This window comes from Streptomyces sp. NPDC052396, assembly GCF_044593195.1.
Lineage (GTDB): Bacteria > Actinomycetota > Actinomycetes > Streptomycetales > Streptomycetaceae > Streptomyces.
In genome coordinates, this window is sequence record NZ_JBIUAW010000004.1 from 397,919 (window position 1) to 418,607 (window position 20,689).

Genomic DNA, 20,689 nt, shown 5'->3' on the forward strand with positions numbered 1-20,689 from the left:
TCAGTCCGGACCCAGTGGAGAGCCGTGAGTCATCCGCAGGGCAGCCCGCACGCCGCTTCGCGCGGCGGGACGGAAGCGCCGCCGCCGTACGTTCCGTTCGCGTACGCACCGTATGACGCGTACGCGGCCCCCGAGCCGACCAGCGCCCGCTACGAGACCAGCCTGCCCCGCCAGGCCGCGTCCTCCGCCTTGCCCCAGGACCAGTCCTCGGACCCGTCCCAGGGCCTGGCACCGGACCCGGCACCGGCCGAGGGCACGGCACCCGCCCCCGCCACCACCCCGGCCGCGCGCCGGGGCCGCGGCCGCAAGCGCTCCGGCCTGAACTCCGATCCGCTGCGCCGGCTGCTGCCCCAGGCCCTGGTGGTGGCCTTCCTGGCCGGCGGCACCTCCGCCTTTATCGCCAGCGACAAGGCCGTCCAGCTCAGCGTGGACGGTACCCCGCGCACCCTGCACACCTTCGCCGACGATGTGGATGAGCTGCTGGCCGACGAGGGGATGCGGGTCGGCGAACACGACATCGTGGCGCCCGGCCGCCACCACGACCTGGCCACCGGGGACCGGGTGATCGTCCGCTACGGCCGCCCGGTCACCCTCACCCTGGACGGCCACCGCCAGCAGGTGTGGACCACCGCGCGCACCGTTGACGGCGCACTGCGCCAGCTGGGGGTACGGGCCGAGGGCGCCTACCTCTCCGCCTCCCGCTCGGAGGCCATCGGCCGCCAGGGCCTGGACCTGGACGTCCGCACCGAGCGCAGCCTCACCTTCCTGGTGGACGGCCATGAGCGGCTGGTCCGCACCAATGCCGCCACCGTGCGGGACGCCATCCGGGACGCGGGCATCGCCCTGCACGGCGAGGACACCGCCTCGGTGGACCCGGACAGCTTCCCCCGCGAGGGTCAGACCATCTCCATCATGCGCATCACCGGCAGCCAGGAGGTCCGGGAGGAGCCCATCGACTTCACCACCGAGCGCCATGACGACCCCACGCTGCCCAAGGGCACCCAGGTGGTCGCCCAGCGCGGCGAGAAGGGCATGGAACGGGTCACCTACCTGCTGCGCAGCGTCAATGGCGTCAAGCAGCGGCCGAGGAAGATCGCCGCCCAGCTGGTGAGCAAGCCCCGCACCCAGATCATCAAGGTGGGCACCAAGCCGGTGCCCACCACGGTCAAGGGCACCGGGGGCCTGAACTGGGCGGCCCTGGCCCAGTGCGAGGCCGGCGGGCGGCCCGGCGCGGTGGACCCCTCGGGCACCTATGGCGGGCTGTACCAGTTCGACGTCCACACCTGGCAGTCCCTGGGCGGCAGCGGCCGGCCGCAGGACGCGCCCGCCGGAGAGCAGACGATGCGGGCGAAGAAGCTGTACATCAGCCGGGGGGCGAGCCCGTGGCCCGTGTGCGGCCGTAAACTTCACGGGTGAGCTCCAGCCCCAGCACAGACGACTCCGGCCCCCTGCTCGGCCCCGCCGACATCCGCGAACTGGCCGCCGCCCTAGGGGTGCGCCCCACCAAACAGCGCGGTCAGAACTTTGTGATCGACGCCAACACGGTGCGCCGCATTGTGCGCACCGCCGAGGTGCGGCCGGACGATGTGGTGGTCGAGGTGGGCCCCGGACTGGGCTCGCTGACGCTGGCCCTGCTGGAGGCGGCCGACCGGCTCATCGCGGTCGAGATCGACGATGTGCTGGCCGCCGCGCTGCCGTCCACGGTCGCGGCCCGGCTGCCCGAGCGCGCCGACCGCTTCGCCCTGGTGCACAGCGACGCCCTGCATGTCACCGAGCTGCCCGGCCCGCCGCCCACCGCACTGGTGGCCAACCTGCCCTACAACGTGGCCGTGCCGGTGCTGCTGCATATGCTGGCCCGGTTCCCCAGCATCGAGCGCACCCTGGTGATGGTCCAGGCCGAGGTCGCCGACCGGCTGGCGGCCCCGCCCGGCTCCAAGGTGTACGGCGTGCCGTCGGTGAAGGCCGCCTGGTACGCGGAGGTCAAGCGGGCCGGCGCGATCGGCCGCAATGTCTTCTGGCCCGCGCCCAATGTGGACTCCGGGCTGGTCTCGCTGGTGCGGCGCGCCGAGCCGCTGAAGACCACCGCCTCCAAGGAGGAGGTCTTCGCGGTGGTGGACGCGGCCTTCGCCCAGCGCCGCAAGACGCTGCGCGCCGCGCTGGCCGGCTGGGCCGGCTCGGCCGCGGCCGCGGAGGCGGCACTGGTGGCGGCGGGGATCTCGCCGCAGGCGCGGGGTGAGTCACTGACGGTGGAGCAGTTCGCGGCGATCGCCGAGCACAAGGGGAGTGGCGCGTGAGGTCCTCGGTCCGGGTGCGGGTTCCGGCGAAGGTCAACGTCCAGCTGGGGGTCGGGGGACCCCGCCCGGACGGTTTCCACGGCCTGGCCAATGTGTTCCTGGCCGTGGGCCTCTACGACGAGGTCACGGTGACGGCGGCGGACCGGCTGACGGTGACCTGCGAGGGCCCCGGCGCGGACCAGGTCCCGCTGGACGCCAGTAACTTGGCGGCCCGGGCGGCGGCGATCCTCGCCGAGCGGCATGGGCTGGGCGCGCCGCGCGTGCATATCCATATCGACAAGGGCATTCCGGTCGCCGGGGGCATGGCGGGCGGCAGCGCGGATGGCGCCGGTGCGCTGGTGGCCTGTGACGCGCTGTGGGGCACGGGTGCCTCGCGGGACGAACTGCTGGAGATCTGCGCCGAGTTGGGCAGCGATGTGCCGTTCAGCCTGGTGGGCGGGGCCGCGCTGGGGCGCGGGCGGGGGGAGCTGCTCACCCCGCTGGAGACCGGTGGCACCTTCCACTGGGTGTTCGCGGTGGCGGACGGTGGCCTGTCCACGCCCGCCGTGTACGCCGAGTGCGACCGGCTGCGGGGGGACCGGGCGATCCCGGAGCCGGACGCGTCCGCCGCGGTGCTGGGCGCGCTGCGGGACGGGGATGCGGTGGCCTTGGCGGCCGCGGTCTCCAACGACCTTCAGGACGCGGCCGTTTCGCTGCGGCCCTCGCTGGCGGCGACGCTGACGGTGGGTACGGAGGCGGGGGCGCTGGCCGCGATGGTGTCGGGTTCCGGTCCGACGACGGCCTTCCTCGTCAAGGACGAGCAGGACGCGAACCGCGTCGCCGAGGCGCTGCGCAATTCCGGTACCTGCCGGGCGGTCCGGGTCGCGGCGGGGCCGGTGCCGGGGGCCGTGGTTCTTTAGGGTGCCGGTCGGGTGGCGGTCAGGACGGCTCCACGGCCGTGTTCTGGCCGGCCACGATCTTCCAGCCGTCCTTCCGCCGGGCGATGATGTAGAGGGTGACGCCCCTGGCGCCGTCAGTGGCCTCGCCCGCCGCATCGGTCGGTGTCTGGGCGACATTCACCGCGATCACCTCGGGTGCTATCTCCAGCAGCTTGACGACCTCGTACCGGGCGTAGACCCCGCTCAGGAAGCCCTTCATCGCCGGAGCGCTGAACTCCGCTATCAGCGCCCGCCCGTCCAGCCGCTTGCCGATGGCATTGGTCCAGGACGTCCGCTCGCTGAAGCACTCGCTGAGCGCGATGGGGTCCTTGGCGTTGAAGGCCCGTTCCAGGTCCTCCACCACGGCGGTCACCGCGGACCGGGTCTCCGGCGAAATCGCTCCCACCACAAGGGTGTTGCCCTCGCTCATGACGGTGTGCCCTTTCTCGTCGCTCGCCGGGACCGGCCCGGGGGCGGCGCCTGATGGCCGCCACCGACCAGTCAAGATCCTCAACTGCGGTTCAGGTCAAGGGGTGGCATCCGCGTTGGGCCGGACGGCGTCCGCGTCCCTGTGTTGCCCCTTCCCCTCGATGACGTCCGCCAGGCTCCGCAGCCCCGCCACGACTCCCGCCGCGTCCGGAACCCCTGCGGGGTCCGTGAGCCACTGGGCCAACAGGCCGGTGAGCAGAGCCATTTGTACCGATCCCAGGTCGCGGCCGGCGGCAGGATCCAGCTCTTCCTCCGGTACGCCGGTGAGCAGCGCGGCCATGCCGCTGCGTCCCTGCGCCTGGCCGCCGGCGAGATAGCGCCGCAGTTCCTCCGAGTGTTCGGCCTGAACCAGCGCCTCGATGCCGGCCAGCCACAACTTCCGGTGGGTGTCGAAGGACTCGATCAGTCCCTGCCACATGGCCTGATAGCGCTCCGCGGGCGTCGCGTCCGGGGTCCCGTACGCGGCCAGGGCGCCGCCGGTGGCGGCGCCCCATTCGTCGATCGCCTCGATCAGGGCGGCGGTCAGCAGCGCCTCGCGCGAGCCGAAGTGGTAGCCGATGGCGGCCATGCTCACCCCGCCGGAGGCCGCGGTGATGTCGCGGACGGTGGTCCGCGCCCAGCCCTTCTCCTTCAGGCAGCGCCTGGCGCCTGACAGCAGATCCTCACGGTTTCCCATGGCAGGGAGCCTAGCCCAGGACTTGGACGAACGTCTTGGGCAAGCGTCTTGCGCATTTGCCCAAATCCCCGCTACGGTTCCCGTCGTACCGACCGAGCTCAAGGGGGAGACCATGAACGAGACCGCCGAAACCCACGCCATCCGCGCCGAGTTGGCGCTGGACGGCGGCCGCCGCCTGTCCTATCTGGACTTCGGCGGCGCCGGGCGGCCGCTGGTGGCCCTGCACGGCCATATGTCGGAGGGCGCCACCTTCGCCGACCTGGCGGCCCGGCTGGGCGACGAGTGGCGGGTGATCGCCCCCGACCAGCGCGGACACGGGGCCTCCGACCGGGCCGCCGACTACTCGCGTGAGGGCTACCTCGCGGATCTGCTGGCCCTGTTCGACCACCTCGGCCTGGAGCAGGCCGTTCTGCTGGGGCACTCGCTCGGCGCCATCAACGCCTACCAGTTCGCCGCGCGCCACCCCGGGCGGGTCGCGGCCCTGATCAACGCCGAGGCCCCGGTCGAACTGGGCCTGGACGGCGGCAACCCGCTCGCCTTTGTGCTCAGCCTGCCGTACGCGGCGCCGACTCGCGAGGCCCTGGTGGCGGGCATGGGCCCGGCCGCGCCCTACTTCTCCGACCGGCTCCGCCAGAGCGCGGACGGCAGCTGGCGGCTGCCCTTCCACCCCCAGGACATATATGACTCCGAGGAGTTGGTGCATGGCAGCCACTGGGCTGACTGGACGGCCAGTGCCTGCCCGGCGCTGGTGATCCGGGGCGCGAAGGGTGGCGTCGTCTCCGCCGAGCAGGCCCGGGAGATGGCCGAGCGCCGGCCGGGCACGGAGGTTGCCGAGCTGGCCACGGACCACCTGATCTATACGGCGGACCCGGTGGGGTTCGGGGGTGTGGTGGCGGACTTCCTGGCGGGTGTCGCCTGAGCGTCGCCATTCGCTCGTGGGGTGGGGAATCAGGCGGATTCGGTGCTGGGGGAGGCGGGTTCGCCCTAGCGTCGGCTGACATGAGTGAGCTGTCCGAGCCGCCGATGGCGTGGCGGCTGTGTGGGAATCAGGTCAGGGTGTGGCGGACCGCTGCCAATGTCACGCGGGAGCAGCTGGCAGACGAGGCGGGTTACGGGCCCGAGATGATCAAGTCCATGGAACTGGGCCGGCGCCGGCCGACCCTGCGGTTCCTGGAAGTCGCCGACGAAATGCTGGGCGCGCAGGGGAAGTTGCGGGCGACGTACCCGTATCTGGAGCCGGAGCGGTTCGCGAGTCGTTCGCGTGAGTACATGGCCCTTGAGGCCGAGGCGGTCGCGGTTCACTGGTACGAGGCGTTGCTCGTGCCCGGGCTGTTGCAGACCGAAGGCTATGCGCGTGCGCTGATGGAGGGGCACCTTCCGCTCGTCGATCAAGAAACGGTGGAGTCTCGGCTGGCCGCTCGGGTGCAGCGGACGGAACTCTTGAAGAAGACCACCACGGCGTTCAGCTTCGTCCTGCACGAGGCCGCTTTGCGGAGCGGCGTTGGTGAGGCCGAGGTGATGAAGGAACAGCTGTGTCGCCTGATCGAGTTGGGCAATCTGCGCAACGTGGCGATTCAGGTGCTACCGATGAACCGCGGGGTAAACCCAGGACTGAACGGGCAGTTCATCGTGCTTGAGACGGAGGACCGCCGTCTTCACGGCTATCACGAGGCACAGTCGGCCAGCATGCTCCATGCGGATCCAGCGAGGGTAAACGACCTAATGAAGTGTCACGCCACGATCCGCATGCATGCTCTCAACGCAGCGGATTCGTCCCAACTAATCAGACGGGTGGCAAGCGAGCTATGAGAAGCGGACAGTCGTGGTTCAAGTCCAGCTACAGCGATGGCGAGGGTGCTGCGTGCGTTGAAGCCGCCGCCGTACCCGGTGCCATCCGAATACGCGACTCCAAGCGCAAGGGCGGTGCCCAACTGGCCATACCCGCTCCCTCGTGGGCACCCTTCCTCGTGTACGCCGCCGGGTACGCCCCCTAAGGGGCGCGGGGAACTGCGCGACCAGCCACCGGCGGCCCGCACCCGACACGCAAAGCGGGGGGCTCCCTGGGGACGGCAGCCCCCGGAGAAACGGTGAAAGGGCGGGGCGGGGGCCACATTCAGTGGCAGCTGCCCAACACCGGGCCGCACCCTGCCACGTACGGCCCACCAGGCGCGCGGGGAGCCCTTACCGCCGGGACGGCTCTCCTGACGAAGACATTTGTCATGGCCGCCTCCTGACAGAGGGCTCTGTCGCCGCCCGCCCCCGTACGGCAAGCTTTGGATCATGAACTCGCACGTCATCGCCCTCTACACCTGCGCGGCCGCCGTGGTCGCCCCCGGCCTTCAGGTCATCACCGCCTGGACGGTCGGGCACCGGGCCGCCCCGCCCCAGCTGCTCGCCGCGCTGTGGCGGCGGCCGGCGCCGGGGGTGGCCGCCGGGCTGGTGGCGCTGATGGCGGCGATGGGCGTGGTGCAGACCGCCGCACCCGGCATCATGGGCCATCTGGAGCGCACGCCCGACGGACCCTGGTGGCGGGCGGTGACCGCGATGTTCGTCCAGACCTCGGGCTGGACGCAGCTGACCTTCAACCTTGCCGCTGTCGCGGTCATCGCCCCGGTCGCCCAGCGGCGGCTGGGCCCGGTGCTGATGCCGGTGGTCTTCCTGCTGAGCGGCATCGCGGCGCACACCGTGAGCATGGCGGGGTGGAGCGTCCACGGCGGTGGCGACTCGGTGGCGCTGTGCGGCCTGGTCGGCGCGCTGGCCTGCGCCTACGCCCTGACCGGCGAACAGACGCCACTGCGGTGGGTGGCGCTGCTGGTCCCGGCCTCGGGGGTGGTGCTGAGCGTGCTGGAGAACAACCACGGCATCGGGGTGCTGACCGGATCCGTCCTGGGCACGGCCCTCATCCTGGGCTCGGCGGGCGTCCGCGCCCGGGCGGCGTCCGCAGCGTCCATCGCGCCGAGCGCCTGAAGTTCCGATCACGCCACGCTGGACCGGGCGGCGGTTTCCGTAGCCCGGCCCGCGCCGGCCAGCCCGGCGTGGTCGTCGTTCACCTGGCGGGTGCGCGCCGGCCGCCCGAAGGCGGGCCGGAGCGGGAGGTAGGGCTGTGCGGTCAGCGGCGGTGTCGTCATGCGTCCAGGCTGGCCGCCCGGCCGGCCGCCGCGCCTGAGCGCTGCTACTCATTTCGCCGCTGAGTAGACCGATCGGTGGACCGGCGACTGGGGCTAACCCCACCCTCCGTCCGCCTGCTGCTCCCATGGGGCGCCGGCCGTTCCGTCCCTAGCGTTGAGCGCATGATCGGGAAGCTTGCCCGGCGCTCACTGCGCCACCGCCTCGGCGCGTTCGTCGCCACCTTTCTCGCCCTGGTGATCGGGGCCACCATCGTGATGGCCTGCGGGGGGCTGATGGAGACCGGCATCCGGTCCAGCGTCCCGCCGCAGCGGCTCGCCGGGGCCGGGCTGGTGATCACCGGGGACCAGACCTACTCCATCAAGCAGCCCGGCAAGAAGCACAAGAAAGAGGTCTACCTCTCCGAACGGGCCACCCTGCCGGCCGAGTTGGTGCAGCGGGTGCGGGCCGTGCCGGGTGTGCGGACGGCCGTGGGCGAGCGCGTCCTGGACGTCGCGGTCGGGGGCAACGCCAAGACGCGGGCGTACGGCTGGAGTTCGGCCGCCCTCACCCCGTATGTCCTGGCAGGCGGAAGTGGACCGGCGCGCTCCGGCGAGGTGGTGCTGGACCAGGCGCTCGCCCGGCGGATGAAGGCGGCGGTCGGCGAGCGGGTGCGGATCACGGCGCATGGCGGCTCCGCCGTGTACACGGTGAGCGGCCTGGTGCGCGGGCCCCGGCCCGCCCTGTTCTTCGGTGATGCCGAGGCCGCGCGGCTCTCGCCCCGCCCGGACGCCGTCGCCGACATCGCCGTCCAACTCGCGCCCGGGGCGCGCAAGGAGGTGGCCGCCGCGCTCAAGGGCGAGCGGGTCTCGCTGCTGACCGGTGACCGACGCGGCCTGGCGGAGCACCCGGAGGCGCTGCGGGGCGGCGATGACCTGATATCGCTGTCCGGAGTCTTCGGCGGACTGGCCATCGCGGTCGCCATGTTCGTGGTGGCCGGAACCCTTGGGCTCGCCGCCCAGCAGCGGCGCCGCGAGCTGGCCCTGCTCCGGGCGATCGGGGCCGCCCCCGGGCAGCTGCGCCGGATGCTGCTCGGCGAGACGCTGGCGGTCACGGTGGTCGCGGCCGCGGTGGCCTGGCCGCTGGGGCCGGTGCTGGGCCGCTCGCTGTTCGACCGGATGGCGGCGCAGGGGATGGTCGCGGACGCCATGGTGTACCGGCACGGCTGGATCCCGTCCCTGCCCGCCTATGGCGCACTGCTGCTGACCGCCGTCCTCGGCACCCTGCTCGGCACCCGGCGCGCGGTGGGCGCCAAGCCGGTGGAGGCGCTGGGCGAAGTGGCGGTGGTCCAGCGGTGGTTCAGCCCGCTGCGGCTGGTTCTGGGGCTGCTGTTCCTGGCGGGCACTCTTGCGCTGGGCCTGGTGACCACGCTGGTGCTGCGCGGGCCGGTGGCGGCGAGCACGGCGGGGCCGACGGTGATGTGCTGCGCCATCGGTCTGGCGCTGCTGGGGCCTTGGTTCGTCAGGCTGGTGACCCTGCTGCTGTACTGGCCGGTCCGGCTGTGCACGGGGGCGGCGGGGCGGCTGGCGGCGATCAACTGCCGGGTGAGCACGGTCAAGATGGCCGGGGTGGTCACGCCGATCATGCTCGCCAGTGCCCTGGCCACCGGAATGCTCTATCTGCAGACCACGGTGCAGAGCGTCACCGATCAGGCGGCCGTGGCGAACCTGCGGGCCGATGCGGTGCTCACCTCGGCGGCCGGCGGGCTGGACCCGGCGCTGGTGGACCAGGTGCGGCGGCTGCCCGGGGTGGCCGGGGCCAGTGCGTCGGTAAGCAGCCAGGTGTACACCGAGCGCCCGCACGACGGCGACGAGTCCAAGCGCGGCCTGGCCATCGAGGGGGTCAGCGGGGCGGACGCCGAGCGGACGCTGGCCGTCCGGCCGAGCCGGGGCAGCCTGCGCGACCTGACGGGGGACACCATCGCCCTGCCGGAGCGGATGGCCCACCGGATGGGGCGGGCGATCGGTGACACGGTGCGGCTGCGGATGGGCGACGGTGCGGTGGCGGACGTACGGGTGGTGGCCCTCTTCCCGGCGCGGGAGGGGTACGAGTCGGCGCTGACCAGCGTGGAACTGCTGGCGCGGCATACGACCGAGGGGCTGCCGGCCCGGATCCTGGTGCGAGCGGAGGACGGACTCCAGCGGGAGCGGCTGCTCCGCGAGCTGAACGGGCTGGCCGCCCGGCACCCCGGCGTCCAGGTCCGGGACCGGGAGGCGGTCCTGGACGGGCAGGCACGGGACTCGCGCACCCAGGCATGGGTGAACTACCTGATCGTCGGGATGCTGGTGGCATACACGGCGCTGTCGGTGGTCAACTCCACGGCCGTCGCGGTCGGCAACCGGCGCCGGGACTTCGCCCTCCAGCGGCTGACGGGCTCCACGCGGGGGCAGGTGCTGCGGATGATGACGGTGGAGGGGGCGCTGGTCGCGGTGGTGGGGCTGGTGCTGGGTTCCTTGGCCGCGGCCACCACGCTGGTGCCGTTCAGTCTGGCGGCCGGGGATTCGTGGATGCCCTCGGGGCCGCTGTCGATCTACCTGTCGGTGGTCGGGCTGGCGCTGACCCTGACCCTGGCCGCGACCCTGGTGCCGACCTGGGCGGCGCTGCGGGGCCGGGCGGTGGAGGCGGCAAGGTAGGGCTACCGGGGCCGTTGCCGGGCCCGGCAGCACGCTGCGCGCGCTGTCCTCAAACGCCGGACGGGCTGGACAGTGCCGCCGTGAGATGCTGGCCGACATGCGCTACGCCATCCGCTACAGCGAAGAAGCCGCGGTCAAACGCGACAGTCTGGACCCGGCACGCCGCAAAAGCTTCGAACGTGCCATTGACGTCCTCGCCGAGCACCCGCTCCACGAGAAGTCGCTCGCCATGGGCGAGAACGTGCGGCACATCCGTCTCACCAACGACATCCTCGCGGAATACGTGATCTTCCAGCAGTTCGTCATGATTCTGGTGCTCAACGTCTTCGACCGGCAGGACACCCTCATCACGGACGAGGACTGAGCCCGGTCGGAGACCGGCGAGAGGGACCAGGGTCTGCCCCCAGAGCCAGACGCGCCCCATGGGATCCTGGAAGGGACCCCATAAACGCAAGGAGCCCAATGGCAGCCAACCTGGTCAATCTGGAAGCCGTCGACAAGGTGTACGGAACCCGCGCACTCCTCGACGGCGTCTCCCTCGGCGTCAACGAGGGCGACCGGATCGGCGTGGTCGGCCGCAACGGTGACGGCAAGACCACGCTCATCCGGCTGCTCGCCAAGCTGGAGGAGGCGGACAAGGGGCGGGTCACCCACGCCGGTCACCTGCGGCTGGCCGTGCTCACCCAGCACGACTCCCTGGACCCCAAGGCCACCATCCGGCACGAGGTGATCGGCGACCTGGCCGACCATGAGTGGGCGGGCAGCGCCAAGATCCGCGATGTGCTGACCGGGCTGTTCGGCGGGCTGGACCTGCCGGGGTTCACCGATGGACTGGACACGGTCATCGGCCCCCTCTCCGGCGGTGAGCGCCGCCGCATCGCGCTGGCCAAGCTGCTGATCGCCGAGCAGGACCTGATCGTCCTGGACGAGCCCACCAACCACCTGGACGTGGAGGGCATCTCCTGGCTGGCGAGCCATCTGCGGGCCCGCCGCTCGGCGCTGGTGTGCGTCACCCACGACCGCTGGTTCCTGGACCAGGTCTGCACCCGGATGTGGGACGTCCAGCGCGGCGCCGTCCATGAGTACGAGGGCGGCTACAGCGACTATGTCTTCGCCCGCGCCGAGCGCGAGCGGATCGCCGCCACCGAGGAGGCCAAGCGGCAGAACCTGATGCGCAAGGAGCTGGCCTGGCTGCGGCGCGGTGCCCCGGCCCGCACCAGTAAGCCCCGGTTCCGCATCGAGGCCGCCAATGAGCTGATCGCGGATGTGCCCCCGCCCCGGGACAGCTCCGAGCTGATGAAGTTCGCCAACGCCCGGCTGGGCAAGACGGTCTTCGACCTGGAGAACGTCACCGTGCAGGCCGGGCCCAAGGTGCTGATCGAGCACCTGACCTGGCAGCTCGGCCCCGGCGACCGGCTCGGCCTGGTGGGCGTCAACGGTGCCGGCAAGACCTCGCTGCTGCGCACCCTCGCCGAGGCGGCCCGTACCCAGGGCGAGAAGCAGCCGGCCGGCGGCAAGGTGGTGGTCGGCAAGACGGTGCGGCTGGCCTACCTCTCCCAGGAGGTCACCGAACTCGACCCGGCCAAGCGGGTGTTGGAGGCCATCCAGCAGGTACGTGACCGCGTCGACCTCGGCAAGGGCCGGGAGATGACGGCGGGGCAGCTGTGCGAGAAGTTCGGCTTCACCAAGGAGAAGCAGTGGACGCCGGTCGGCGACCTCTCCGGCGGTGAGCGGCGGCGGCTCCAGCTCCTGCGGCTGCTGATGGACGAGCCCAATGTGCTGTTCCTGGACGAGCCGACCAACGACCTGGACATCGAGACGCTGACCCAGCTGGAGGACCTGCTGGACGGCTGGCCCGGCTCCATGGTGGTCATCAGCCACGACCGGTACTTCGTGGAGCGCACCACCGACCGGGTGTACGCGCTGCTGGGCGACCGCTTCCTGCGGATGCTGCCGCGCGGCCTGGACGAGTACCTGGAGCGGCGGCAGGCGGTGATCGAGGCGGCGGCCCCCGCGGCGCCGTCCGCCCCCGCGGCCAAGCCCAAGCCGGCCGGTGACTCCCGGACCGCCAAGAAGGAGCTCCAGAAGATCGAGCGCCGGCTGGACAGGATCAGCGAGCAGGAGGCCAAGCTCCACGAGAAGATCGCCGAGCAGGCCACCGACTTCGAGGCGGTCGCCAAGTTGGACGCCGAGCTGCGTGAACTCGCCACCGAGCGCGAGGAGCTGGAGCTGCGGTGGCTGGAACTCGCCGATGAGGTGTGACCGGTTGGCCGCCGGACGGTGACCGGATGACCGTCGGCTGACTACTACGGCGTAAGGCACACGGGCCACAACAGTCTCGTTACAGGGCGGTATCGGCGGGTGATCCCGTCCGATACCGCCCCCTGTGCTGTCGGTGTCGGGTGATACAAAGAATTCCCGCTTGCCTGCCGCTCACTGGCGGGATTTCAACCCGATTCGCTCCTTCTCGGTGACCATTTCGGACATTAGGTCACCGGGATCGCGGGGGAGGCCGATCGGGCCCTGGGGTCTCGCATATCAAGAGGAAAGCCATGTCACAGCCGCCCATGCCACCTCAGCCGCCGCAGGGGGTTCCGCCGGAGCAGCCGGCCGGCGGCTTCGGCGCTCCCCAGGACTTCCCGCCGGCGCCGGCCGGCGGCGCGGGCTTCGGCGCCGCGCCGGCCATGCCGCCGCAGTCTCCGGGGCAGCCCGCGCCGGGCGCCCCCGCGCCGGGTGCCCCCACGCCCGCCGCGCCCGCCTACGGCTACCCCCAGATGCCGCCCGCGCCGCCCGCCGCACCGCCGGGCCCGCCCGGGACGCCGCCGCCCGCGCCGGGCGGCTATGGCTACCCCAACCCCGGCCAGCCGCCCCAACCGCCCCAGTACGGCGGCCCGTTCACGCCCCAGGCGCCGTTCCCGGCCGCCGCGCCGGCCCCGGCCGGCCAGGGCTCCAAGCAGCGTCTGGTGGTCATCATCAGCGCGGTGATCGCCGTGCTGCTGGTGGCCGGCGGCGGCGTCTGGTTCTTCACCAAGGACGGCGGCAAGTCGGACAACTCCGCCGGCAGCAGCGGCGGCAGCGGGGGTGGCTCCACCGACAAGCCGGGGCCCAAGCCCCAGACGCTGGACGGCAAGCTGGTGTTCGGCGTCGACCAGCCCAAGGTGCCGGACAGCCGCCAGGCCCCGGGCATGTGGGTCACCGGCCAGGTCTTCGCCAAGACCGACCTGTTCAAGGTGGTCGGCTATGGCCTGACCGGCGGCCAGAAGTGGGAGATCCCGCTGGACGGCGAGATCTGCTCGGCCTCGCCCCATGTCACCGATGACGGCAAGACCGCCCTCCTGGTCGAGGACAAGAAGCCCACCAACGAGAAATTCTCCGGCGGCCGTTGCAACGAAATCGTGGTCATCGACCTCAACAACGGCAAGAAGCTGTGGCAGAAGCAGTCCCAGGTGGGTGACCAGACGATCACCTTCGAGCAACTCACCGTGGGTTCCGGCGTCGTGGCCGCGGGCGGCCTGGACGGCGGTGCCGCCTGGTCCCTCGACGGCAAGGAGCTGTGGAAGCCCAAGGCGCAGGACACCTGCAAGGACGACGGCTACGCCGGCGGCGACAAGCTGATCGCGGTCCGTCGCTGCGGTGACTACGCCCACCCGCAGATGTCGGTGCAGACCCTCAAGCCCGATGGCGCGGTGGCGTCCAGCTTCAAGCTGCCCAATGGCATCGACGAGGCCAATGTGGTCTCCACCGACCCGCTGGTGGTCGGGGTCAACGCCAATGACCACACCGGATCCGGCGTTTCGGACTTCATGGTCATTGACGACAGCGCCAAGGACGGCAAGCTGCGCAGCAAGATCTCGACCGAGAACGGGAAGTATGTGGCCCGTTGCACCAGGGGCAAGGTGGACGGCTGCAAGAAGGTGGCGGTCAGCAAGGACACCCTCTACCTGCCCACCAATGACCACCAGACCGGCAAGTCCGGGGACGTCGGCGAGGTCAATGAGATCGTCGGCTTCGACCTGTCCAGCGGCCAGGCCCGGGGCAAGGCGGACGGGCGGCTGAGCTCCTCCATGTCGCCGATCGGGGTGGACAAGGACGGCAGCGTCATCGGCTACCAGACCTCCAGCTGGCGGTACGGCGGCCAGGTGGTGCGCATCGACCCCAAGAGCTTCAAGAGCGATGTGCTGCTGCGGAACCCCAAGGACTCCTATGAGACGGAGAACCAGATCCTGCCCGACTACGACTGGGTGACCTGGACGCAGAACCGGCTCTACCTGGGCCGGGAGTACATCCACCAGCCCAACACCTTCGCCAAGGGCAAGGAGTACCTGGCCGAGGTCTGGGGAGCCAACTGATCCTGATCATTTGAGGAGCGCTCCGGCCAAATCCCTGTCCATCGTGCGTACATGCCTGAACGATCCGTTTCAGACGCGAAGTACACATGAATGGCAGGGATTTCGGCATTCCGGGGGACTTCTCACTAGTAGGGGGCGCGGAACGTCGAACAAGCGTGTAGCTTCCGGGGGCAAGAGGGCGACGAGATAAGGGCACCTCCCAGCGGCAGTTGGGGTGGGGGCACCTCCCAGCGGTAGCTGGGGGAGTACGCGGGCGACAGGGGGGCAGCGCATGGGCGTGCGGCTCATGGTGGTCGATGACCACCGTCTGCTGGCCGAGGCCCTGGCCTCGGCGCTGAAGCTGCGCGGGCACCGGGTGCTGGCCGCGGCGGCACCGAGTGCGGGGGCCGCCGACCTGGTGGTCAGCCGGGCACCGGAGGTGTGCCTGCTGGGCACCGCGGCCCCGGCCGAGCCCGGGGCCTTCGATCCGGTGGTGCGGATCAAACGGGAGCGCCCGCAGGTGGCGGTGGTGGTGCTGGGGCCGGTGCCCAACCCACTGGGTATCGCGGCCGCGTTCGCCGCCGGCGCCTCCGGCTATGTGCGGCACAATGAGCGGATTGAGGGCGTGGAGCGGGCCATGATGAAGGCCCGCGCCGGTGAGGCCGCGGTCGAACCCCAGCTGCTGCAGGGCGCGTTCACCGAGCTGCTCAACCCGGCCGCGCAGCCGGACGACGAGGGCGCCCGGCTGCTCCAGCTGCTCACCCCGCGCGAGGTGGAGGTGCTGGTGCGGGTGGCCGAGGGCGAGGACACCCGGCTGATCGCGGCCGGCATGGGGATAGCGCCCAGCACGGCGCGCACCCATGTGCAGCGGGTGCTGATGAAGCTGGGTGTGGGGTCCCGGCTGGAGGCCGCGGCGCTGGCCGCGCGTACCGGCCTGCTGGACCGGGCGGCCACCGGCGGCCAGGTCAGTCCCGTTCCCCGGGGGGCGGTGGCACGGCCGGGCGGAGTCTGAGCCAGAGCAGGAAGCCCAGCCCGAGGGCGAGCATGCCCAGGCCCGCCCAGAGGTTGATGTTGATGCCCTGTGCCTTGTCCAGGTCCCGGTCGGAGGCGGCGATCCCGGCGCCGGTGAGCACCAGGCCGTACACCGTGAACAGCCCGCCGATGACCAGGCGTACATCGAAGAGGCGGGCTTTGGCGGGGAGTTGGGGCTTGTCCATGGCGGTACCTCGGCAGCGGATCAGAGGGAGAAGGGGACGTAGCACAGGGCGGCCAGCAGCACCGCTCCCCAGCCCAGCAGGGCCGGCCGGCGGTACCAGGCGTCATCACCGGTGTCCGGCGGCGCCTGCGCGCCGGGGCTGCTGGTGCCATAGACCAGGCCGACCAGGGAGCCGGCGGGCTTGGGCCTGGTGAACAGGGAGACGGTCACCATCACCAGCCCACCCACCACAAACGCCACGATCGCGGAAACGAAGTTGGCGCCCTGGTCGGAGGGGATGTCCAGCACGCCCTGCCGGTAGAGGCCAAAGTAGTTGACCATGGCGGCCACGGTGCCGGAGAGCAGTCCCCAGAATCCGGCCGCGGCCGAGGCTCGCGACCAGAACATGCCGATGATGAAGACGCAGAACAGCGGGACATTGAAGAAGGAGAACAGGGTCTGGAGGTAGTTCATGATGTTGGAGAAGGAGGAGGCGATAAAGGCGGTGCCCATCCCGGCCAGCACCCCGGCGGCGGTCACCCAGCGCCCGGTGGTGAGGTAGTAGGCGTCCGGCCGGCCACGCCGCACATAGGCCGCCCAGATGTCGTTGGTGAACACGGTGTTGAAGGACGAGACATTGGCCGCCATGCCGGCCATAAAGGCGGCCAGCAGTCCGGTCACCGCCAGCCCCAGCACCCCATTGGGCAGCAGGTCGCGCATCAGCACCGGAATGGCGTCGTTGTAGCTCAGACCGCTGCCTTCCTGGCCCAGGGCCGGCTCCATCACCAGGGCGATCAGCCCGGGGAGCACCACCACCAGCGGGATCAGCAGCTTGGGGAAGGCGGCGATCAGCGGGGTGCGGCGGGCCGCGCTGAGGTTCCGGGCCGACAACGCCCGTTGTACCTCGGCGAAGTTGGTGGTCCAGTAGCCGAAGCTCAGGACGAAGCCCAGCCCCAGGACTATGGTCAGCCAGTTGGCGCCCAGGGAGTTGGGGTGGCCTATGCCGGTGCCGCCCCAGGTGCTGAGGAAGTTGTCACCATGGCGGTGGGAGAGCGAGTGGCGCAGTCCGCCCCAACCACCCACCCGCTTCAGGCCGATGATGGTCATCGGTATCAGCGCGGCCAGGATGACAAAGAACTGCAGTACCTCGTTGTAGATGGCGGAGGACAGGCCGCCGAGGGTGATGTAGGCGAGGACGAAGAAGCCGGACACCAGGATCGCCACCCACTGCGGCCAGCCCAGCAGGGCCTGCAGCACGATCGCCATGGCATAGAGGTTGACGCCCGCGATCAGTACCGAGGCCACCGCGAAGATCACCGAGGAGAGCAGATGGGAGGCCGGGCCGAAGCGGTGCAGCAGGAACTCCGGCACCGAGCGCACCTTGGAGCCGTAGTAGAAGGGCATCATCACCAGGCCCAGGAAGACCATGGCCGGTATCGCGCCGATCCAGTACCAGTGCACGGTGTAGACGCCGTACTGGGCGCCATTGGCGGCCATGCCCAGGATCTCGGTGGCGCCCAGATTGGCGGCCACAAAGGCGAGTCCGGTGACCCAGGCGGGCAGCGACCGGCCGGAGAGGAAGAAGTCCAGGCTGGTGCGCACCGAGCGGCGCACGGCGAAGCCGATGCCCAGGACGACGACGAAGTAGAGGATCAGGATGGTGTAGTCGAGTGCGTTGACGGGCAGTCGGAGCCCTGCGGCCAGTTGGTGCACGAGTTCACCCCACTCACTGTTGACCGAGCTGTTGGCTCATGATTCCTTGTGTTTGGTTCTGTGGGAAGGTGTTGGGTGAGGAGACGTCATCAGTGCGTAAGACGGCGACCCGGCTCGCGGACGGCCGCGAGCTGATCTACTACGACCGCGAGGGCAGTCCACTGCGGGATGCCGTCGACCGGCGGCCGCTGCCGCCCGTCACCACCCTCGGGGAACTGCGCCACGACCGGCTGCTGGGGGACACCGTGGCCATCGCCTCGCACCGGCAGGAGCGGACCTACCATCCGCCCTCCGAGTCCTGCCCGTTGTGCCCGTCCGGGGACGGCCGGCCGACCGAGATCCCCGCCGGGGACTACCAAGTCGTTGTGTTCGAGAACCGGTTCCCGGCGCTGTCCGGTGACGCCGGCCGGTGCGAGGTGGTCTGCTTCACCGCCGACCACCAGGGCTCGTTCGGTGAACTGGACGATGAGCGCGCCGGGTTGGTGCTGGCCGCCTGGACCGACCGCACCCGGGAGCTGGCCGCCCGGCCGGGGGTGCGCCAGGTGTTCTGCTTCGAGAACCGGGGCGCCGAGATAGGTGTCACCCTGGCCCACCCCCATGGCCAGATCTATGCCTACCCCTTCATCACCCCGCGCACCGAGCGCATGCTGCGGTCACTGGAGGAACACCGCCAACGCACCGGCGGGGCCAACCTGTTCGATGAGCTGATGGCGGCGGAGGAGTCGGACGGCCGCCGGGTGGTGCTCAGCTCCGCACACTGGCTGGCCTTTGTGCCCTATGCCGCCCGCTGGCCCTATGAGGTGCACCTCTACCCCCGGCACCGGGTGCCCGACCTGCCTGCGCTGGACGAGGCGGCCCGGGCGGAACTGCCGGGGGTGCACCGGGAACTGGTGCGGCGCTTCGACCGGATCTTCGGGCCGGACATGCCGCCCACGCCCTATATCTCCGCCTGGCACCAGGCGCCCCTCCAACACCCCCGGCGCACCGAATTCGCCTTGCACCTGGAGCTCTTCACCATTCGCCGCACTCCCGGCAAACTCAAGTTCCTCGCGGGTTCCGAATCCGGCATGAACGTTTTCATCAACGATGTACCGCCCGAGGCCGCGGCCCGGAGACTGCGAGAGGTAGCGAGCGGATGAAGCTTGGGAAGTGCCTGGTCACCGGAGGTGCGGGCTATATCGGCAGCGTGGTCGCGGATCGTCTGCTGGCGGCCGGGCACCGGGTGACCGTGCTGGACGATCTCTCCACCGGGCACCGGGACGCCGTACCGCCGGGCGCGGAGTTCATCGAGGGGCGGGTGCAGGACGCGGCGCGCTGGCTGGACGGCTCCTTTGACGCGGTGCTGCACTTCGCGGCCTGCTCCCAGGTGGGGGAGTCGGTGGCCGACCCGGAGAAGTACTGGCGCAACAATGTGGGCGGCTCCCTGGAGCTGCTGGCCGCCATGCGCGGGGCGGGGGTGCGCACCCTGGTGTTCTCCTCCACCGCCGCCACCTATGGCGAGCCGGCCCGGGTGCCCATCACCGAGGATGCGCCCACCGCGCCCACCAACCCCTATGGCGCCGGAAAGCTGGCCGTGGACCAGATGATCCACGGCGAGTGCGCCGCCCATGGCCTGGCCGCGGTCTCGCTGCGCTACTTCAATGTGGCCGGGGCATACGGGCGTTATGGGGAGCGGCACTCGCCGGAGACCCATCTGATTCCGCTGGTGCTCCAGGTGGCACTGGGGCAGCGGGAGGCGATCTCGGTGCATGGCGCGGACTATCCGACTCCGGACGGCACCTGTGTGCGGGACTACCTCCATGTGGCCGATCTGGCCGAGGCCCATCTGCTGGCCCTGGCGGCGGCCCGGCCCGGCACCCATCTGGTGTGCAACCTGGGCCATGGCAATGGCTTCTCGGTGCGCGAGGTGATCGAGACCGCCCGCAAGGTCACCGGCCATCCCATCCCGGAGGTGGCCGCCGGCCGGCGGCCCGGCGATCCGGCGGTGCTGGTCGCCTCCGCCGAGCGGGCCCGTGAACTGCTCGGCTGGCGGCCGTCCCGCGGCGACCTGGCCGGAATCATCGCCGACGCCTGGGAGTTCGCCCGTGACCGCGACAGCCGTTGAGCAGCGGGCCGCCGCCGGGTTCCGGGCGGTGTACGGCCGGGCACCGGAGACCGTCCGGTCGGCGCCCGGCCGGGTCAATCTGATCGGCGAACACACCGACTACAACGAAGGGTTGGTGCTGCCCCTCGCCCTGGACCGGCGTACCGCGGTGGCCACCGCCCCGCGTAAGGACGGGGTGCTGCGGCTGTACTCGGCACGGCTGGGCGGCGAGGTGGTCCGGCTGCGGGTGGCGGAGCTGGCACCGGGCGCGGTGCGGGGCTGGGCGGCGTACCCGGCCGGGGTGTGCTGGGCCTTGCGCGAGGCCGAAGTGGCGGGCGTCGCCGGCGGGGCCGATATCCATGTGGAGAGCGAGGTGCCGCTGGGGGCGGGGCTGTCCTCGTCCGCCGCGCTGGAGGTGGCCACCGCGCTGGCGCTGGGCGGATCGTCCCTGGCCGGCGCCGAGTTGGCGCTGCTGGCCCAGCGGGCGGAGAACGAGTTCGCCGGGGTGCCCTGCGGGGTGATGGACCAGATGGCCGCCGCCTGCTGTGTGGCCGGGCATGCGCTGCTGCTGGACACCCGGGATCTGCGGATGCGCCAGGTGCCCCTGGAACTGACGGGCCTGCGGCTGCTGGTGGTGGACACCGGGGTGCGGCATGAGCTCGCCGATGGCGCCTATGCCGAGCGGCGCGCCGGATGCGCCAAGGCGGCACGGGCGCTGGGAGTACGCGCGCTGCGGGACATCACCCCCGGGCAACTCCCGGATGTGCTGCGAGGCTTGAGTGCCGGCCTGCGTCCCCTGGTGCGGCATGTGGTCACCGAGAACCACCGGGTACGGGAGGTGGCCGCGCTGCTGGAGGCGGGTGCGGTGCGGGAGACGGGCGCGCTGCTGACCGCCGGGCACCGCTCCCTGCGGGATGACTTCGCCGTCTCCTGCCCGGAGTTGGACCTGGTGGTGGACACCGCCGTGGTGGCGGGGGCGCTCGGGGCGCGGATGACGGGCGGGGGCTTCGGGGGGTCGGCGGTGGTGCTGGTGGAGGAGGCCAGGGCGGAACCGGTGCGACAAGCGGTGGCCGAGGCGTTTGGTTATGCCGGGTATGGGGCGCCACGGGTGTTCACGGTGGGAGCGGGGAGCAGCGCGGGGCGGGTGGGATGACTCGCGCTCCCTCAGTTTCGCGATTCGCCTTCCGTCATCCCAC

20 protein-coding genes are annotated in these 20,689 nt (G+C 71.2%); 15 read left to right on the top strand and 5 right to left on the bottom strand.

Annotated elements, in window-relative coordinates; all coding sequences use genetic code 11:
• The first annotated feature begins 24 nt into the window (after window positions 1-24).
• From ACIHFE_RS13185 to ACIHFE_RS13195, 3 genes are read left to right on the top strand one after another with little or no spacing between them, the layout of a single operon-like run.
• Complete coding sequence (locus ACIHFE_RS13185; protein WP_400105938.1) at window positions 25-1,416, top strand: ubiquitin-like domain-containing protein; 1,392 nt, start codon at window positions 25-27, stop codon at window positions 1,414-1,416.
• Window positions 1,413-2,294, top strand: a complete 882-nt coding sequence (rsmA, locus tag ACIHFE_RS13190) for a 16S rRNA (adenine(1518)-N(6)/adenine(1519)-N(6))-dimethyltransferase RsmA (RefSeq protein WP_400105939.1) — start codon at window positions 1,413-1,415, stop codon at window positions 2,292-2,294. The genes ACIHFE_RS13185 and rsmA overlap by 4 nt, the downstream gene beginning before the upstream one ends.
• Window positions 2,291-3,193 carry a 4-(cytidine 5'-diphospho)-2-C-methyl-D-erythritol kinase gene (locus ACIHFE_RS13195; RefSeq protein WP_400105940.1) on the top strand — a complete coding sequence of 301 codons (903 nt, stop codon included), beginning with the start codon at window positions 2,291-2,293 and terminating at the stop codon, window positions 3,191-3,193. Before rsmA ends, ACIHFE_RS13195 begins: the two co-directional genes overlap by 4 nt.
• Window positions 3,194-3,212: 19 nt before the next feature.
• Here the strand turns inward: ACIHFE_RS13195 and ACIHFE_RS13200 are convergent, their stop codons facing one another.
• Both ACIHFE_RS13200 and ACIHFE_RS13205 read right to left on the bottom strand, forming a co-directional pair.
• On the bottom strand, window positions 3,213-3,641 hold the full coding sequence (locus ACIHFE_RS13200) for an SgcJ/EcaC family oxidoreductase (protein ID WP_400105941.1): 429 nt from the start codon (window positions 3,639-3,641) through the stop codon (window positions 3,213-3,215).
• Window positions 3,642-3,737: 96 nt separating this feature from the next.
• Entirely contained in the window at window positions 3,738-4,376 is a 639-nt protein-coding gene (locus tag ACIHFE_RS13205) for a TetR/AcrR family transcriptional regulator (protein ID WP_400105942.1), read from the bottom strand.
• Window positions 4,377-4,488: 112 nt separating this feature from the next.
• On the opposite strand from ACIHFE_RS13205, the gene ACIHFE_RS13210 reads away from it, so the two are divergent.
• The 4 genes from ACIHFE_RS13210 (at window position 4,489) to ACIHFE_RS13225 (ending at window position 7,343) form a co-directional block, all read left to right on the top strand.
• Window positions 4,489-5,295 carry an alpha/beta fold hydrolase gene (locus tag ACIHFE_RS13210; RefSeq protein ID WP_400105943.1) on the top strand — a complete coding sequence of 269 codons (807 nt, stop codon included), beginning with the start codon at window positions 4,489-4,491 and terminating at the stop codon, window positions 5,293-5,295.
• 80 nt (window positions 5,296-5,375) lie between these two features.
• Window positions 5,376-6,185, top strand: coding sequence for a helix-turn-helix domain-containing protein (locus tag ACIHFE_RS13215; RefSeq protein ID WP_400105944.1), 810 nt, complete (start codon window positions 5,376-5,378; stop codon window positions 6,183-6,185).
• On the top strand, window positions 6,182-6,370 hold the full coding sequence (locus ACIHFE_RS13220) for a DUF397 domain-containing protein (protein ID WP_400105945.1): 189 nt from the start codon (window positions 6,182-6,184) through the stop codon (window positions 6,368-6,370). Before ACIHFE_RS13215 ends, ACIHFE_RS13220 begins: the two co-directional genes overlap by 4 nt.
• A 286-nt stretch (window positions 6,371-6,656) precedes the next feature.
• Complete coding sequence (locus tag ACIHFE_RS13225; protein WP_400105946.1) at window positions 6,657-7,343, top strand: rhomboid family intramembrane serine protease; 687 nt, start codon at window positions 6,657-6,659, stop codon at window positions 7,341-7,343.
• Between the two features lie 8 nt (window positions 7,344-7,351).
• Here the strand turns inward: ACIHFE_RS13225 and ACIHFE_RS13230 are convergent, their stop codons facing one another.
• Window positions 7,352-7,504 (bottom strand): hypothetical protein, encoded by a 153-nt coding sequence (locus ACIHFE_RS13230; RefSeq protein ID WP_400105947.1) that lies wholly within the window; start codon window positions 7,502-7,504, stop codon window positions 7,352-7,354.
• A 162-nt stretch (window positions 7,505-7,666) separates the two neighbouring features.
• Between ACIHFE_RS13230 and ACIHFE_RS13235 the strand changes: the two genes are divergently transcribed.
• The 5 genes from ACIHFE_RS13235 to ACIHFE_RS13255 all read left to right on the top strand — a co-directional run bounded on the left by ACIHFE_RS13235 (window position 7,667) and on the right by ACIHFE_RS13255 (window position 15,514).
• Entirely contained in the window at window positions 7,667-10,174 is a 2,508-nt protein-coding gene (locus ACIHFE_RS13235) for an ABC transporter permease (RefSeq protein ID WP_400105948.1), read from the top strand.
• Window positions 10,175-10,271: 97 nt separating this feature from the next.
• Entirely contained in the window at window positions 10,272-10,538 is a 267-nt protein-coding gene (locus tag ACIHFE_RS13240) for a hypothetical protein (RefSeq protein ID WP_400105949.1), read from the top strand.
• A 98-nt stretch (window positions 10,539-10,636) separates the two neighbouring features.
• Window positions 10,637-12,436 (top strand): ABC-F family ATP-binding cassette domain-containing protein, encoded by a 1,800-nt coding sequence (locus ACIHFE_RS13245; RefSeq protein ID WP_400105950.1) that lies wholly within the window; start codon window positions 10,637-10,639, stop codon window positions 12,434-12,436.
• Between the two features lie 290 nt (window positions 12,437-12,726).
• Entirely contained in the window at window positions 12,727-14,523 is a 1,797-nt protein-coding gene (locus ACIHFE_RS13250; RefSeq protein ID WP_400105951.1) for a hypothetical protein, read from the top strand.
• A 271-nt stretch (window positions 14,524-14,794) separates the two neighbouring features.
• A complete protein-coding gene (locus ACIHFE_RS13255) occupies window positions 14,795-15,514 on the top strand; it encodes a response regulator transcription factor (protein ID WP_400105952.1) in 720 nt (239 codons plus the stop codon).
• On the opposite strand, the gene ACIHFE_RS13260 is transcribed toward ACIHFE_RS13255, so the two are convergent.
• Together ACIHFE_RS13260 and ACIHFE_RS13265 are read right to left on the bottom strand one after the other, a co-directional pair.
• A complete protein-coding gene (locus ACIHFE_RS13260; protein WP_400105953.1) occupies window positions 15,468-15,719 on the bottom strand; it encodes a hypothetical protein in 252 nt (83 codons plus the stop codon). The two genes, ACIHFE_RS13255 and ACIHFE_RS13260, sit on opposite strands and share 47 nt — an antisense overlap.
• Window positions 15,720-15,739: 20 nt before the next feature.
• Window positions 15,740-17,410, bottom strand: coding sequence for a sodium:solute symporter family protein (locus ACIHFE_RS13265; protein WP_400105954.1), 1,671 nt, complete (start codon window positions 17,408-17,410; stop codon window positions 15,740-15,742).
• Between the two features lie 92 nt (window positions 17,411-17,502).
• Here ACIHFE_RS13265 and galT point away from each other — a divergent pair, with 92 nt between their 5' ends.
• The 3 genes from galT to galK are packed head-to-tail and all read left to right on the top strand — an operon-like array spanning window position 17,503 to window position 20,646.
• The gene (galT, locus tag ACIHFE_RS13270; protein WP_400105955.1) at window positions 17,503-18,549 is read left to right on the top strand and encodes a galactose-1-phosphate uridylyltransferase; all 1,047 of its coding nucleotides are present in this window, start codon (window positions 17,503-17,505) and stop codon (window positions 18,547-18,549) included.
• The gene (gene galE / locus ACIHFE_RS13275) at window positions 18,546-19,514 is read left to right on the top strand and encodes a UDP-glucose 4-epimerase GalE (protein ID WP_400105956.1); all 969 of its coding nucleotides are present in this window, start codon (window positions 18,546-18,548) and stop codon (window positions 19,512-19,514) included. Before galT ends, galE begins: the two co-directional genes overlap by 4 nt.
• On the top strand, window positions 19,495-20,646 hold the full coding sequence (galK, locus tag ACIHFE_RS13280) for a galactokinase (protein ID WP_400105957.1): 1,152 nt from the start codon (window positions 19,495-19,497) through the stop codon (window positions 20,644-20,646). The genes galE and galK overlap by 20 nt, the downstream gene beginning before the upstream one ends.
• Window positions 20,647-20,689 lie beyond the last annotated feature (43 nt).